The 13189-nt window shown below is 59.2% G+C and carries 11 protein-coding genes; 5 read left to right on the top strand and 6 right to left on the bottom strand.

Annotation, left to right across the window (positions count from 1 at the left end):
• Positions 1-25 precede the first annotated feature (25 nt).
• Complete coding sequence (locus HRH33_RS05070) at positions 26-946, top strand: GlxA family transcriptional regulator (RefSeq protein ID WP_169868007.1); 921 nt, start codon at positions 26-28, stop codon at positions 944-946.
• Positions 947-980: 34 nt separating this feature from the next.
• Here the strand turns inward: HRH33_RS05070 and zapE are convergent, their stop codons facing one another.
• From zapE to HRH33_RS05055, 3 genes are all read right to left on the bottom strand, one after another.
• Positions 981-2075: a cell division protein ZapE gene (zapE, locus tag HRH33_RS05065; protein ID WP_034095873.1), complete on the bottom strand. Its 1095-nt coding sequence runs from the start codon at positions 2073-2075 to the stop codon at positions 981-983.
• A gap of 79 nt (positions 2076-2154) precedes the next feature.
• The gene (locus HRH33_RS05060; RefSeq protein ID WP_034136963.1) at positions 2155-3510 is read right to left on the bottom strand and encodes a tryptophan--tRNA ligase; all 1356 of its coding nucleotides are present in this window, start codon (positions 3508-3510) and stop codon (positions 2155-2157) included.
• Between the two features lie 24 nt (positions 3511-3534).
• On the bottom strand, positions 3535-4164 hold the full coding sequence (locus tag HRH33_RS05055) for an alpha/beta hydrolase (protein WP_094065283.1): 630 nt from the start codon (positions 4162-4164) through the stop codon (positions 3535-3537).
• 147 nt (positions 4165-4311) lie between these two features.
• Here HRH33_RS05055 and HRH33_RS05050 point away from each other — a divergent pair, with 147 nt between their 5' ends.
• On the top strand, positions 4312-4749 hold the full coding sequence (locus HRH33_RS05050; protein WP_034095870.1) for a Z-ring associated ZapG family protein: 438 nt from the start codon (positions 4312-4314) through the stop codon (positions 4747-4749).
• An 82-nt stretch (positions 4750-4831) separates the two neighbouring features.
• Here the strand turns inward: HRH33_RS05050 and HRH33_RS05045 are convergent, their stop codons facing one another.
• From HRH33_RS05045 to HRH33_RS05035, 3 genes are all read right to left on the bottom strand, one after another.
• The gene (locus tag HRH33_RS05045; RefSeq protein WP_167417311.1) at positions 4832-6556 is read right to left on the bottom strand and encodes an ABC transporter ATP-binding protein/permease; all 1725 of its coding nucleotides are present in this window, start codon (positions 6554-6556) and stop codon (positions 4832-4834) included.
• Positions 6557-6656: 100 nt separating this feature from the next.
• The gene (locus HRH33_RS05040) at positions 6657-7217 is read right to left on the bottom strand and encodes a response regulator transcription factor (protein ID WP_003171731.1); all 561 of its coding nucleotides are present in this window, start codon (positions 7215-7217) and stop codon (positions 6657-6659) included.
• Positions 7210-8472 (bottom strand): ATP-binding protein, encoded by a 1263-nt coding sequence (locus HRH33_RS05035; RefSeq protein ID WP_034095868.1) that lies wholly within the window; start codon positions 8470-8472, stop codon positions 7210-7212. The genes HRH33_RS05040 and HRH33_RS05035 overlap by 8 nt, the downstream gene beginning before the upstream one ends.
• 204 nt (positions 8473-8676) lie before the next feature.
• Between HRH33_RS05035 and HRH33_RS05030 the strand changes: the two genes are divergently transcribed.
• The 3 genes from HRH33_RS05030 (at position 8677) to HRH33_RS05020 (ending at position 13164) form a co-directional block, all read left to right on the top strand.
• Positions 8677-9390, top strand: a complete 714-nt coding sequence (locus HRH33_RS05030; protein ID WP_034136960.1) for an SIMPL domain-containing protein — start codon at positions 8677-8679, stop codon at positions 9388-9390.
• Positions 9391-9675: 285 nt separating this feature from the next.
• Entirely contained in the window at positions 9676-11277 is a 1602-nt protein-coding gene (locus tag HRH33_RS05025) for an ABC transporter substrate-binding protein (protein WP_167417312.1), read from the top strand.
• Between the two features lie 258 nt (positions 11278-11535).
• Positions 11536-13164, top strand: a complete 1629-nt coding sequence (locus HRH33_RS05020; RefSeq protein WP_034136958.1) for an ABC transporter substrate-binding protein — start codon at positions 11536-11538, stop codon at positions 13162-13164.
• Positions 13165-13189: the final 25 nt, after the last annotated feature.

Genomic DNA, 13189 nt, shown 5'->3' with positions numbered 1-13189 from the left:
TGATCGGGTATTCGCTTCAACCCTCATGCAAGCCAAGGATTTCTTCCACCTCGCCAGCCTGCGCTATGGCAAGCAACAAGGCCTGGGCCTGACACCCGCGTTCGAAACGCGCCTGGTCAGCCCCGACGGGCAGTCGGTGCGCAGCTTCAGCGATGTGATCATGCCGGTGGACGGCGGGCTGGAAGACGCCGACATCATCGTGTTGCCGGCCTTCTGGGATGATTTCGACGCCCTGTGCGGCCGCTACCCCCAAGTGCTGCCCTGGCTGCGCGCGCAACACGCACGCGGCGCCGTGTTGTGCGGCGAAGCCACCGGGGTGTTCTGGCTGGCTGAAGCCGGCCTGCTCGATGGCAAGGAAGCCACTACGTACTGGCGTTTCTTCAACGCCTTCAGCGAACGCTTCCCCAAGGTGCAACTCAATCAGGACAAGCACCTCACCGACGCCGACAACCTGTACTGCGCCGGCGGCACCACCTCAGCGTGCGACCTCTATATCTATCTGATCGAACGCTTCTGCGGCGCCAACATCGCCCAGGCTGTGGCCCGGGACATTCTCTATGAAGTGCAGCGCAGCTATTCGCCTGGACGTATTGGCTTTGGCGGGCAGAAGTTGCACCAGGACGTGATCATCCTGCAGATCCAGCACTGGCTCGAAGAACACTTCGCCGACAAATTCCGCTTCGAAGACGTGGCCCGGGAACACGGCATGAGCATCCGCAACTTCATGCGGCGCTTCCAGACCGCCACCGGTGACAAGCCGCTGCATTACCTGCAACGGTTGCGCATCGAGACGGCAAAGGGCCTGCTCTCAGGCAGCCGCAAGAGCATCAAGACCATCAGTTATGAGGTGGGTTATGACGATGCGAGCTTCTTCGCGCGGCTGTTCAGGCAGCACACCGAGTTGTCGCCGAACCAGTATCGCCAGCAGTTCCAGCAGGCTGCTTAAACCAATGTGAGAGGGGGCAAGCCCCCTCCCACACTTAGGGTTTGTGGCCGCGCGAGAGGAACTCGTGGGACTGCATTTCCAGCAAGCGGCTCAAGGTTCGCTGGAATTCGAAGTTCAAACGACCGCCGGTGTAGAGGTCTTTGAGTTCGACTTCCGCCGAGATGATCAGCTTGACGTTGCGGTCATAGAACTCGTCGACCATGTTGATAAAGCGCCGCGCGATATCGTCGGTGGTGACGCTCATCTGTTCCACGCCGCTGAGGATCACCGCGTGGAAGATCTTGCCCAATTCGATGTAGTCGTTCTGGCTGCGTGGGCCGTCGCATAGCTGGCGGAACTCGAACCAGGCCACGTCGTCGCAGGTGCGTAGGGCGATGATTTCGCGGTTCTCGATCACCAGCTTGTCGTTTTCCACCGCCTGGGTGCATTCCGGCGTGAGCGCACGGAAGCTCTTACGCAAGCTTTCGTGGGCGGCTTCGTTCAACGGGAAGTGATACAGCTCCGCTTGTTCGAGATGACGCAGGCGGTAGTCGACGCCGCTGTCGACGTTGACGATTTCAGTGTGTTGCTTGATCAGCGCAATCGCCGGCAGGAAGCGCGCACGTTGAAGGCCGTCTTTGTACAGGCCGTCGGGCACGATGTTCGAGGTGGCGACCAGGGTCACGCCGTTCTTGAACAGCTCTTCCATCAACGTGCCGAGGATCATGGCGTCGGTGATGTCGGAAACGAAGAATTCATCGAAGCAGATCACCCGGGCTTCCTGGGCAAAACGTTTGGCGATGATGGTCAGCGGGTTTTTCTCGCCCGGCAGGGTCTTCATTTCTTCGTGCACACGCTTCATGAAGCGGTGGAAGTGGGTGCGGACTTTTTCCTTGAACGGCAGCGCTTCAAAGAAGGTGTCGACCAGGTAAGTCTTGCCACGGCCCACGCCGCCCCAGAAGTACAGGCCTTTGACCGGCGTGTGGTCTTTCTTGCCAAACAGCTTGCTGAGCATCCCCGGCTTGCTTTGCGAGGCCGCGAGCAGGTCGTCGTACAGACGCTGCAAATGACGCACCGCCGTTTCCTGGGCCGCATCATGGAAGAATTCAGGGCGTTTCAGATCAGCTTGATATCGTTCTAGGGGCGTCATAATTTCGTTAGCAAGGCAACAAAAACGGGCCGTCACTGTAACGACGGCCCTGGATAATGGCAATCAACCCTTGGTCGGGTTAATCCTCGAGGGGGGTCAATGCGACGCGCAGGGCTTCGATGGCCGCGTCAAGCGACGCAGGGTCGGCAAACTCGGCGCTGTCGGCCACCGCGGCGCCGTCCAGCCATACGCTGAAACGCAGACCTTCGGTGCGTACGTCCAACGCTTGACCGCTTTGCAGTTGTTTAGTCACCGCGCCCGCCGCCTTGCCATCGGCAAAGTTGCGTGACAGCAGCAATTGCTCGCCATCGGCGGCCAGCAGGCGGAAACGGAAACTTCCGTCGTCTTCGCGAAAGCTAACGAAGCGCGCCGTCTTGGCGGCTTTCTTCTTGGCACTGACCGGCGCGGCCGCCTGATTGACGAACGAACGCAAGCCTACCGCTTCACGCAACTCGGCGAGGAACGGTGCGGCCACGGCGCGAGCCTTTTTGGCGCCGACCAGCAGCAGGTCTTCCATGTCCGAAGGGCGTGACATCAATTGGTGATAACGCTCGCGGGCCTCACCCAACTGGCTGTCGAGCAGTTGGAACAGACGATTCTTCGCCTCGCCCCAGCCCAGGCCTTGCAGCAGTTCGCCACGGAACTCTTCTTCTTGCGCTTTAGTCGCAAACGCCTGGTACAGCGTGAACAGGTGCGAGTTGTCCGGATCCTTGGCTTCGCCCGGCGCACGCGAGTCGGTCACGATGCGCGAGATCGCGTCTTTCATGTCCTTGGCGCTGGTGAACAACGGGATGGTGTTGTCGTAGCTCTTGGACATCTTGCGGCCGTCCAGGCCCGGCAAGGTGGCGACGCTTTCTTCGATCAACGCCTCGGGCATGGTGAAGAATTCTTTACCGTTGCCGAATAGGTGGTTGAAACGCTGGCCGATGTCGCGGGCCATTTCCACGTGTTGGATCTGGTCGCGGCCCACCGGCACCTTGTGCGCGTTGAACATCAGAATGTCCGCCGCCATCAGCACCGGGTAGCTATACAGCCCCATGCTGATGCCCGCATCCGGGTCTTCACCGGCTTCCACGTTCTTATCCACCGACGCTTTGTAAGCGTGAGCGCGGTTGAGCAGGCCCTTGGCGGCGACGCAGGTCAGCAGCCAGGTCAGCTCGGGAATTTCCGGGATGTCGGACTGGCGATAGAACGTCACCCGGTTCACATCCAGGCCACCGGCCAGCCAAGTCGCGGCGATTTCCATGCGCGAGCGCTGGATGCGCTGCGGGTCATCGCATTTGATCAGGGCGTGGTAGTCGGCCAGAAAGTAGAAGGAATCGGCATTGGCATCCTGGCTGGCGAGGATGGCCGGGCGAATCGCACCGGCGTAGTTGCCCAGGTGCGGCGTGCCGGTGGTGGTGATGCCGGTGAGGATACGGGTACGAGTCGTCATGGGTAATCGCTTATCAGACTGCTATCAATTCGAGAGACGCGGCAGCACCAGATCCTTGAGGTCGGTGAGCTTGCCGTGAAAAAAGTGCCCGCATTCTGCCACTTTCAGCAGCTCATGGGGGCGTTTCAACGCGGCGGACCAGTCGTAAACCAACTGCGGCTCGACTACTTCGTCGGTTTCCGGCTGGATCAGGGTCAATGGGCAGTTCTGGGGCAGCACATCGCTATCGCTCAAACGCATCACGGCAGCGGCGACCATGAACAGGTGCGCGAGTTTTTCGCCTTTGGCCTCCAGGCGCCCGCCGAGGCTCGCCGCCACATAACCACCGAAGGAAAACCCGAGCAAGGTGATCGGCAGGTCCGGGTGTTTTTCCCGCAGCCAGGTGACGGCCGCTTCGGCGTCGTCCACTTCGCCGCTGCTCATGTCGTGAGTGCCGGCACTGGCACCGACGCCACGGTAATTGAAGCGCAGCGTGATCAAACCGGCATCGCGGGCGGTGCGTTGCAGGGTCGACACGACTTTATTGAGCATGGTCCCGCCCTGCACCGGGTTAGGGTGGCAGATCAGCGCCAGGCCACGTGGTTCGGGCTGATCCAGGTACAAGGCTTCCAACTGGCCTACCGGGCCATCGATCAAAACGGGGGTTTCACGCATGAGCAAGGAATGAACTCCGTGACCTCTCAATGGGTCGACTCGTCTAGCTAAAAATCTGTGCATGACATCATTGCGAGCTTAATCGCGGTATACAGCGCAGGTCCGAGCCGTTAACGTAAAGCAAAGCCGTTTATAGAGGAAGGACTCGTGGAACACTCGCTCTTAGTTTGGTTGTTGCCGACTCTTGCCCTGGTTGCCGGTGTCGCCATTGGATTCCTGGTTGCTCGCCTGCTGCCGAATGCCGCGCCTAACCGCACGCAGCGTCAGCTCGATGACATCCAGGAACGTTTTGACAGTTATCAGAACGAGGTTGTTACCCACTTCAATAGCACTGCGACCCTGGTCAAGAAGCTCACTCAGAGCTACCAGGAAGTACAGGATCATCTCGCCGATGGCGCTAACCGCCTGGCTCTCGACGACATTACCCGCCAGCGCCTGCTGGCCGCGCTGCACTCCGATGCACCGCAAACACCACGGGAACGCCTGACCCCGCCCCGGGAAAATCAGGAACCGCCACGGGACTACGCGCCAAAAACGGCGGATGCCCCCGGCATGCTCGATGAGCATTACGGCTTGAAGAAGTAAGTCTTTTCAAGCCGCAAAAAAGCCCGGTTGATCGATGATCAACCGGGCTTTTTGTTGGGCCTCGTTCTTTAGATATTGGACTTCAGGCCACGGGTTGCTCTTGAAGCCAGCCGCCTTCGATCCGCACATGCCGGCCATGGAAGCGCTTGAGGCTGCTGCGGTGACCGACGCTGACGATGCTCAACCCCGGCAGTTCATCGATCAATGCTTGATACAGCGTGGCCTCATCCTCTTCGTCCATCGCCGATGTGGCTTCGTCCATGTATAGCCATTGCGGGGCATACAGCAACGCGCGGGCGAAGGCCAAGCGCTGATGCTCGCCCGGTGAAAGCATGCGCTGCCAGTGGTTGGGCTCATCCAGACGGTCCACCAGATGCGGCAAGCGGCAGGTTTGCAAGACCTGTGCATAACGTTGCGCCGAATAGACGCCGTCGTCCTGTGGGTAACTCAACGCAGCCTTCAACGTGCCGATGGGCAGGTAAGGCTTTTGCGGCAGGAACAAGTAACGCTTGGCCGGCAGGCGAATGCTGCCGTGGCCGGCCGGCCACAAATGCCCCATCGCGCGCAGCAAGGTACTTTTACCGCTGCCAGAGCGGCCACTGAGCATCACACGCTGGCCCGGTTCGACCACCATGTTCGCATCGGTCAGCAGATGGCGGCCGTCCGCCAGGTTCATGCCCAACCCTTGCACCACAAGGCGCTCCCCCTCCGAGCTGACGTCGATGGCTGCCGGGCGCTGCTCGTTTTCACTCATGGCCTGCTGGAAGCTCAACAGACGATCGCTGGTGGCGCGCCAGCTGGCCAGCTCGGTGTACGCGCTGATAAACCAGCTGAAGTTATCCTGCACGTTGCCGAACGCCGAATTGATTTGCATCAGCTCGCCCAGCTCGATCTTGCCGGTGAAGTAACGCGGCGCGGCAACGATGAATGGAAAGATGATTGCGATCTGGCTGTAGCCGGCGGTGAAAAACGTCAAGCGCTTGGACACCTTCATAATGTCCCAGAAGTTATGCCAAACCTTGCTGAAGCGTTCGCTCAAACGCTGGTTTTCGTTCGGTTCGCCGTTGTACAGGGCGATGCTCTCGGCATTCTCGCGCACACGCACCATGGAAAAACGCAGGTCCGCCTCGAAGCGCTGTTGCTGATTGCTCAAGCCGATCAAGCGTCGTCCGATCAGGTGGGTGAGCCAACTGCCGACGGCGGCATACAACAATGCGCACCAGAACATATAACCTGGGATGGTGATGCCGAACACTTCGATACTGCCCGAAACACCCCACAGGATGATCGAGAATGACACCAGGCTGACGACGTTGCGCAACAGCCCGAGCCCCAGGCTCAAGGTGCCGGTGGTGAAACTGTTGAGGTCTTCGGAAATCCGCTGGTCTGGGTTATCGGTGTAACCGCCCTGCTCCAGCTGGTAGTAGTTTTTGTGGGCGAGCCAGCGCGCAAAGTGCTTTTCGGTGAGCCAGGCGCGCCAGCGGATGGTCAGCATCTGGGTCAGGTACAAGCGATACACCGCGCCCAGGATCGCCACGGCGGCAATTGCACCGAAATAACCGATCAATTGCCAAAAAGCGGCCGTATCCTTCTTTTCGAGGGCGTTGTAGAAGTCCTTGTACCAATGGTTGATCCACACCGAGATCGCGACGCTGAACAGCGAAAGGCCGATCACCGCCACCAACAACAACCAAGCCTTGCCCTTCTCTTCACTGCGCCAATAGGGCGTGATCATCGCCCAGGTTCGTCGAAAGAATTGCCCCCGCACCGCGTCATTGACTGCGGAGTACTCAGCGTTCTGATTCATCGTTCAGGCTCGGTAGGAAAAACATCACAGGCGTTTGAGCCGATCATAGGCGATCGGTTCAGGACGTCCTACAAGCTGAAGCGATTCGTTCAGTCGGGGTTCAGCGCCGTACCGGGCGCTTCTGCAGCTTGCGCTGCAACGTCCGGCGATGCATGCCCAGAGCACGGGCGGTGGCGGAGATATTGCCTTCGTGCTCGGTGAGTACGCGCTGGATATGCTCCCACTGCAAGCGGTCCACCGACATCGGGTTTTCCGGCACCAGGGTGTCGAGGTCGGCATGTTCGGACAGTAGCGCGGCGAGCACGTCGTCGGCGTCCGCCGGCTTGCACAGATAATTGCAGGCACCGCGCTTGATAGCCTCGACCGCCGTGGCGATGCTGGAGTAACCGGTGAGAATGACCACGCGCATTTCCGGGTCCAATTCCAGCAATTTGGGCAGCAGCACCAGGCCGGAGTCGCCGTCCATTTTCAGGTCGAGCGCGGCGTAGTCCGGCAGGTCGGCCTGGGCGATGGTCAGGCCCTCTTCGGCGGAACCGGCGGTGCTTACCCGAAAACCGCGACGGCTCATGGCGCGCGCCATCACGCGGGTAAACGTGGCGTCGTCATCTACCAGCAACAGGTGCGGCAGTTCTTCGCCTTCGACTTGGATCTCATCACTCATCGATATCTCCTCGTGCGACACGGGGCAGGCGCAGCTCGGTGAGCGTGCCGCCGTCCTCATGACTATAGAGCTTCACTGAGCCGCCGGCGCGGGTCACGCTGGCCTTGCTCAAAAACAGACCGAGGCCGAAGCCCTTGCCCTTGGTGGTAAAAAACGGTTTGCCGATCTGCTCGGCAATGGCCAACGGCACGCCCGCACCGTGGTCGCGAATGCTGATGGTGAGGTTTTCCGTGTCCCAGTCCAACTGCACTTCGAGGCCTTCTGGGCAGGCATCAGCAGCATTGTTCAACAGGTTGAGCAGCGCCTGGGTCAAGTCCGGCGGCGGCGCCATGCGCGGCACCGGGCCCTGCCCCAGTAGATGGAATCGGTAACTGGCCTCGGGGCGCATCAGGTGCCAGCGGTTCAGGGCTTCGTCGAGCCACTGGGTCACGTCCTGCATCTCCACCGCCAGGCGGCGGTTGGCTTCGGCGGCGCGTACCAGTTGCTGCAAGGTTTGCTTGCACTGCTTGACCTGTTCGCGCAGCACGCCGAGATCCTCTTGCAGCGCCGGGTCGTGATGGTCCTGGGTCATCTCGTTGAGCAGCACGCTCATGGTCGCCAGCGGCGTACCCAATTCGTGAGCCGCGCCGGCCGCTTGAGTGGCCACGGCCAGCAATTGCTGGTCGCGCAAGCCTTCTTCACGGCGAATGGCCCGCAGTTCTTCCTGCCGGCGCAGTTCTTCGGCCATGCGCGCGGCAAAGAAAGTGATCACGGCGGCCGACAGGGCAAAGCTCAACCACATCCCGTAGATCTGCAGGTTTTCCCGAGCGATAGGGAACGTCTGCAACGGATAGAACTGAGCCAGCAACAGGGTATAGAGGGTCAGCGCGATCCCGGACAGCACCACCGAGTAGCGCCACGGCAAGGTCACGGCGGCGATGGTCAGAGGCACCAGGTAATACGAAACGAAGGGGTTGGTGGAACCGCCGGAGAAGTAAAGCAACACACTGTGGATAAACAGATCACAGGCCAGTTGCAGGGCGTACTCCAGCTCGGTCACCGGCCAGGTGGTGCGCAGCCGGATGGCGGTAAACACACATAGCACGGTGGAAAAACCCAGGGTCACGCCCAGTTGCAGCCACGGCAGCGGCAGCAGATCGAACCAATAGGCAAGCCCAACCGAGCCGGCCTGCGCGGCCAGTACCAGGATGCGAATGAACGTCAGGCGCCAGAGGTTCTGGCGAGTGGCGGAAGTCAGTTTTACGGCGGCGAGCATGAGCTCTCCCGATGAGTGCTGCAGGCGGATCGGCAGGAGTATAAACGAAGCAGACCGGCTGGCACGGCGTGTGTGGCTCTTTGACGCAGGCACGCTGCATGACCGTTCGTCGCCCACACGACAACCTGTAGTGAATGTGTAAACCCGAAGAACCCGACATCAACGTCTACAGTCATATCCACAGGATCAACCCAAGGAGCTTTTATGTCTCGTTTCATTCGCAGCGCAGCCGTTCTAACCCTTAGCGCCAGCACCCTGGCCAGCCTTTCGGCGATGGCGGCCGATGAACTGCACTACAACCAGATCTCCCTGCGTGCGGAGGTCAGCCAGGAAGTAGCCCGCGACAAGATGATCGTGACCCTTTACACCGAAGCTCAAAACGCCGACCCCGCCAAACTCGCAGCCGACATCACCACTACCTTGAACACAGCGTTGGGCCAGGCCCGCGAAGTCAAGGCCGTCACCTTGCGTCAAGGCAGCCGTAACAGCTACCCGATCTACGACAACAAGAACCAGAAAATCACCGGCTGGCGCGAACGTGCCGAGCTGCGCCTGGAAAGTGCGGATTTCCCGGCGCTGTCCAAGCTCACGGGCGAACTGCTCAACACCCTGAAAATGGCAAACATGGACTTCACCATCGCCGATAGCACCCGCAAGGCCAGTGAAGACGCCTTGCTCAAAGACGCCGTAGCAGCCTTCAAGGCCCGTGCCCAATTGGCCACCGATGCGTTGGGCGGCAAGGGTTACAAAATCGTCAACTTAAACTTCAACACCAATGGCTACCCGCAACCTTACGAGCGCGGCGCAATGATGATGAAGGCCGCCATGATGGATGCGGCACCGGCCCCCGAAGTGGAACCCGGCACCAGTAAGGTCACTATGTCGGCGGATGGGGTGATTGAAGTTCAGATCCCCTGATTACCCGAGCCCGACCTCTAATAACAACGCTGCCTCCGGGCAGCGTTTCTTGCTTTACCAAAAGCTGCCCGCATGACCACGCCATAAAGACTCCGCAGCCGTTTTTTCGCGCCCTGCTGGTGTCGCTAAATAGTCGTTGAAACGCCCCTTCCAATGTCGGCACGCCGATCAGGCTCAATCAGAGCTCGCGTTGTCACTACCTCACACCCCCAGAACGACGGTAACCTCGCAGACAGCCGTTTTCGTATGGCCAGCTTTTGTATGCCAGCCACTTCAGGGGTCTCCATGGAAAGAATTGCCTTCAAACCGCTGCTCCTCGCCGCCAGTCTCCTGGCCTGTATGCCCGCAGCGCACGCAGCCAGCACTCTGGTCTATTGCTCCGAAGCCAGCCCTGCCGGGTTCGACCCTAGCCAATACACCAGTGGCACCGACTTTGATGCGTCCGCCGAAACCGTGTTCAATCGCCTGACCCAGTTCAAGCGCGGCGGCACTGAGGTCGAGCCTGGGTTGGCGACCCGCTGGGAGGTATCCAACGACGGCCTGACCTACACCTTCCACCTGCGAGAAGGCGTCAAGTTCCACACCACTGACTTCTTCAAACCCACTCGTGATTTCAACGCGGATGACGTGCTATTCACCTTCAATCGCCTGTTGGACGCCGAAACCCCGTTCCGCAAGGCTTATCCTTCCGAGTCGCCGTACTTCACCGACATGGGCCTGAACACCACGATCAAGAGCGTCGACAAACTCGACGAGCACACCGTACGTTTCAGCCTGAACAACGTCGATGCCGCGTTCGTGCAGAACCTGGCCATGAGCTTTGCCTCCGTGCAATCGGCCGAGTACGCGGACCAGTTGTTGAAAGACGGCAAGGCCGAAGATATCAACCAGAAGCCGGTGGGCACCGGGCCGTTCGTATTCAAGCGTTATCAGAAGGACTCGCAGATTCGCTACGTGGCCAATAAACAGTATTGGAAACCCGAGGATGTGAAGCTCGACAACCTGGTCTTCGCGATTACCCCCGACGCCGCTTCGCGCCTGCAAAAACTCAAGGCCGGCGAATGCCAGGTCAGCGGCTATCCGCGCCCTGCCGACATTGAGGTGATGAAACAGGACCCGAATCTGCGCGTGCTGCAACAAGCCGGTTTCAACCTGGGCTTCTTGGCCTACAACGTGACGCATCCGCCGTTGGATCAGTTGAAAGTGCGCCAGGCTCTGGACATGGCCATCGACAAGCAGGCGATTATCAAAGCGGTGTATCAAGGTGCCGGACAATTGGCGCAGAACGCGCTGCCACCGGCCCAGTGGTCTTATGATCCATCGGTGAAGGACGCGCCCTACGACCCGGTCAAAGCCAAGGCGCTACTAAAAGAAGCAGGGGTTGCACCCGGCACCACCCTCAACCTGTGGGCGATGACCGTACAACGCGCATCCAACCCGAATGCGCGCATGTCGGCCCAGATGATTCAACAGGATTGGGCCAAGGTGGGCATCAACGCCAATATCGTCAGCTACGAATGGGGCGAGTACATCAAACGGGCCAAAAATGGCGAGCACGACGCCATGATTTACGGCTGGACCGGCGATAACGGCGACCCGGACAACTGGCTCGGCGTGCTCTACAGTTGTGCCGCGGTCAAGGGCAGCAACTACGCCAAATGGTGTAACCCGGCGTACGACAAACTGGTGCAGCAGGCCAAAGTGAGCAACGACCGCGAGCAGCGCATCAAGTGGTATCAACAGGCACAAAAAATTCTTAAGGAACAAGTACCTATAACGCCTATTGCGAACTCGACGGTTTTCCAACCTCTGCGCAAGGAAGTCAAAGACTTCAAAATCAGCCCCTTTGGGCTCACGCCCTTTTATGGCGTGAGTCTGGAGAAGTAACAGTGACGCCCCAACCGAGTGCGCTAGACGCCTCGGTTGGCCCTTCTTGGTGCAGCCTGCGCACCGAAAAAACCCTCAAAACAGGCGCAAATATGTCAAAACTTTCATAATTGCGACATTCCTGTACGCTCGTACCACTCTTTGCGCCTTGCAACAGTTCAACGTCTTGCATTGGGTATGGCGCCTGCATAAGTATCCGCAGGCCGACTCACGAGGTCGCCCTCACCACCAAAAATGACAACAAATCATGAGGCCAACATGCTTAAACACGCAGTCCTTCCGTTATTAGTGAGCGCGGGCCTTATGGCCGCGGCCCCATTCGCCCATGCGGCGACTAACCTGGTGTTCTGCTCCGAAGGGAGCCCGGCCGGTTTCGATCCAGGCCAGTACACCACCGGAACAGACTTCGATGCTTCGGCCGAAACCATGTTCAACCGTCTGAGCCAGTTCGAACGCGGCGGCACCGCCGTGGTACCTGGCCTGGCCACCAGCTGGGACGTATCCCCGGATGGCCTGACCTACACTTTCCATCTGCGCGAAGGCGTCAAGTTCCACACCACCCCGTACTTCAAGCCCACTCGTGAATTCTCGGCTGACGACGTACTGTTCACCTTCAATCGGATGATCAACAAAGACGATCCATTCCGTAAGGCCTACCCCACCGAGTTCCCGTATTTCACGGACATGGGGATGGACACCAACATCAAGAACATCGAAAAAATCGATGACCACACCGTCAAGTTCACCCTTGGCACCGTGGACGCGGCATTTATCCAGAACCTGGCCATGAGCTTCGCGTCGATCCAGTCGGCGGAATACGCGGCGCAGCTGCTGAAAGAAGGCAAGCCTGCGGACATCAACCAGAAGCCGATCGGCACTGGCCCGTTCGTGTTCAAGAGCTACCAGAAAGACTCCAACATCCGTTACACCGGCAACAAGGATTACTGGAAGCCTGAAGACGTGAAGATCGACAACCTGATCTTCGCCATCACCACTGACCCGTCGGTGCGTATCCAGAAGCTCAAGAAAAACGAATGCCAGATCACCTTGTTCCCACGTCCGGCCGACCTCAAGGCGCTGGGCGAAGACAAAGACCTGAAACTGCCGCACCAGGCCGGTTTCAACCTGGGCTACGTGGCCTACAACGTCATGGACAAAATCAAAGGCAGCGACCAGCCCAACCCGCTGGCTGACCTGCGCGTACGCCAGGCGCTGGACATGTCGGTGAACAAGCAGCAGATCATCGACTCCGTCTACCAGGGCGCAGGCCAACTGGCCGTCAACGCCATGCCGCCGACCCAATGGTCCTATGACACCACCATCAAGGACGCCAAGTACGACCCTGAGAAAGCCAAGGCGCTGCTCAAGGAAGCCGGCGTCAAGGAAGGGACCGAGATCGTGCTGTGGGCCATGCCGGTTCAGCGTCCGTACAACCCGAACGCTAAGCTGATGGCAGAAATGCTGCAGAACGATTGGTCGAAGATCGGCCTCAAGGTCAAGATCACCAGCTACGAGTGGGGCGAGTACATCAAGCGCTCCAAAGGCGGCGAGAACCAGGCCATGATCATTGGCTGGAGCGGCGACAATGGTGACCCGGACAACTGGCTGAACGTGCTGTTCGGCTGCGATTCGCTGGCCGGTAACAACTTCTCCAAGTGGTGTGACAAGAAATTCGACGGCATCGTGAAAGAGGCCAAGGCCACTTCCGACGTCGCTAAACGCACCGAGCTGTACAAGCAGGCGCAACATATCCTCAAAGATGCAGTCCCGATGACACCTATCGCGCACTCGACGGTGTATCAACCCATGCGTAACACCGTACAGGACTTCAAGATCAGCCCGTTTGGCTTGAACTCCTTCTATGGCGTGAGCGTAAGCGGCAAGTAAGGACCAGTGACGGCGACGTTTCATA

It is taken from the genome of Pseudomonas rhodesiae (assembly GCF_013285305.1).
Classification (GTDB): Bacteria; Pseudomonadota; Gammaproteobacteria; order Pseudomonadales; family Pseudomonadaceae; genus Aquipseudomonas; species Aquipseudomonas rhodesiae.
Note: the sequence above shows the minus strand (reverse complement) of the source record. Positions and strands in the feature narration are given on the sequence as shown.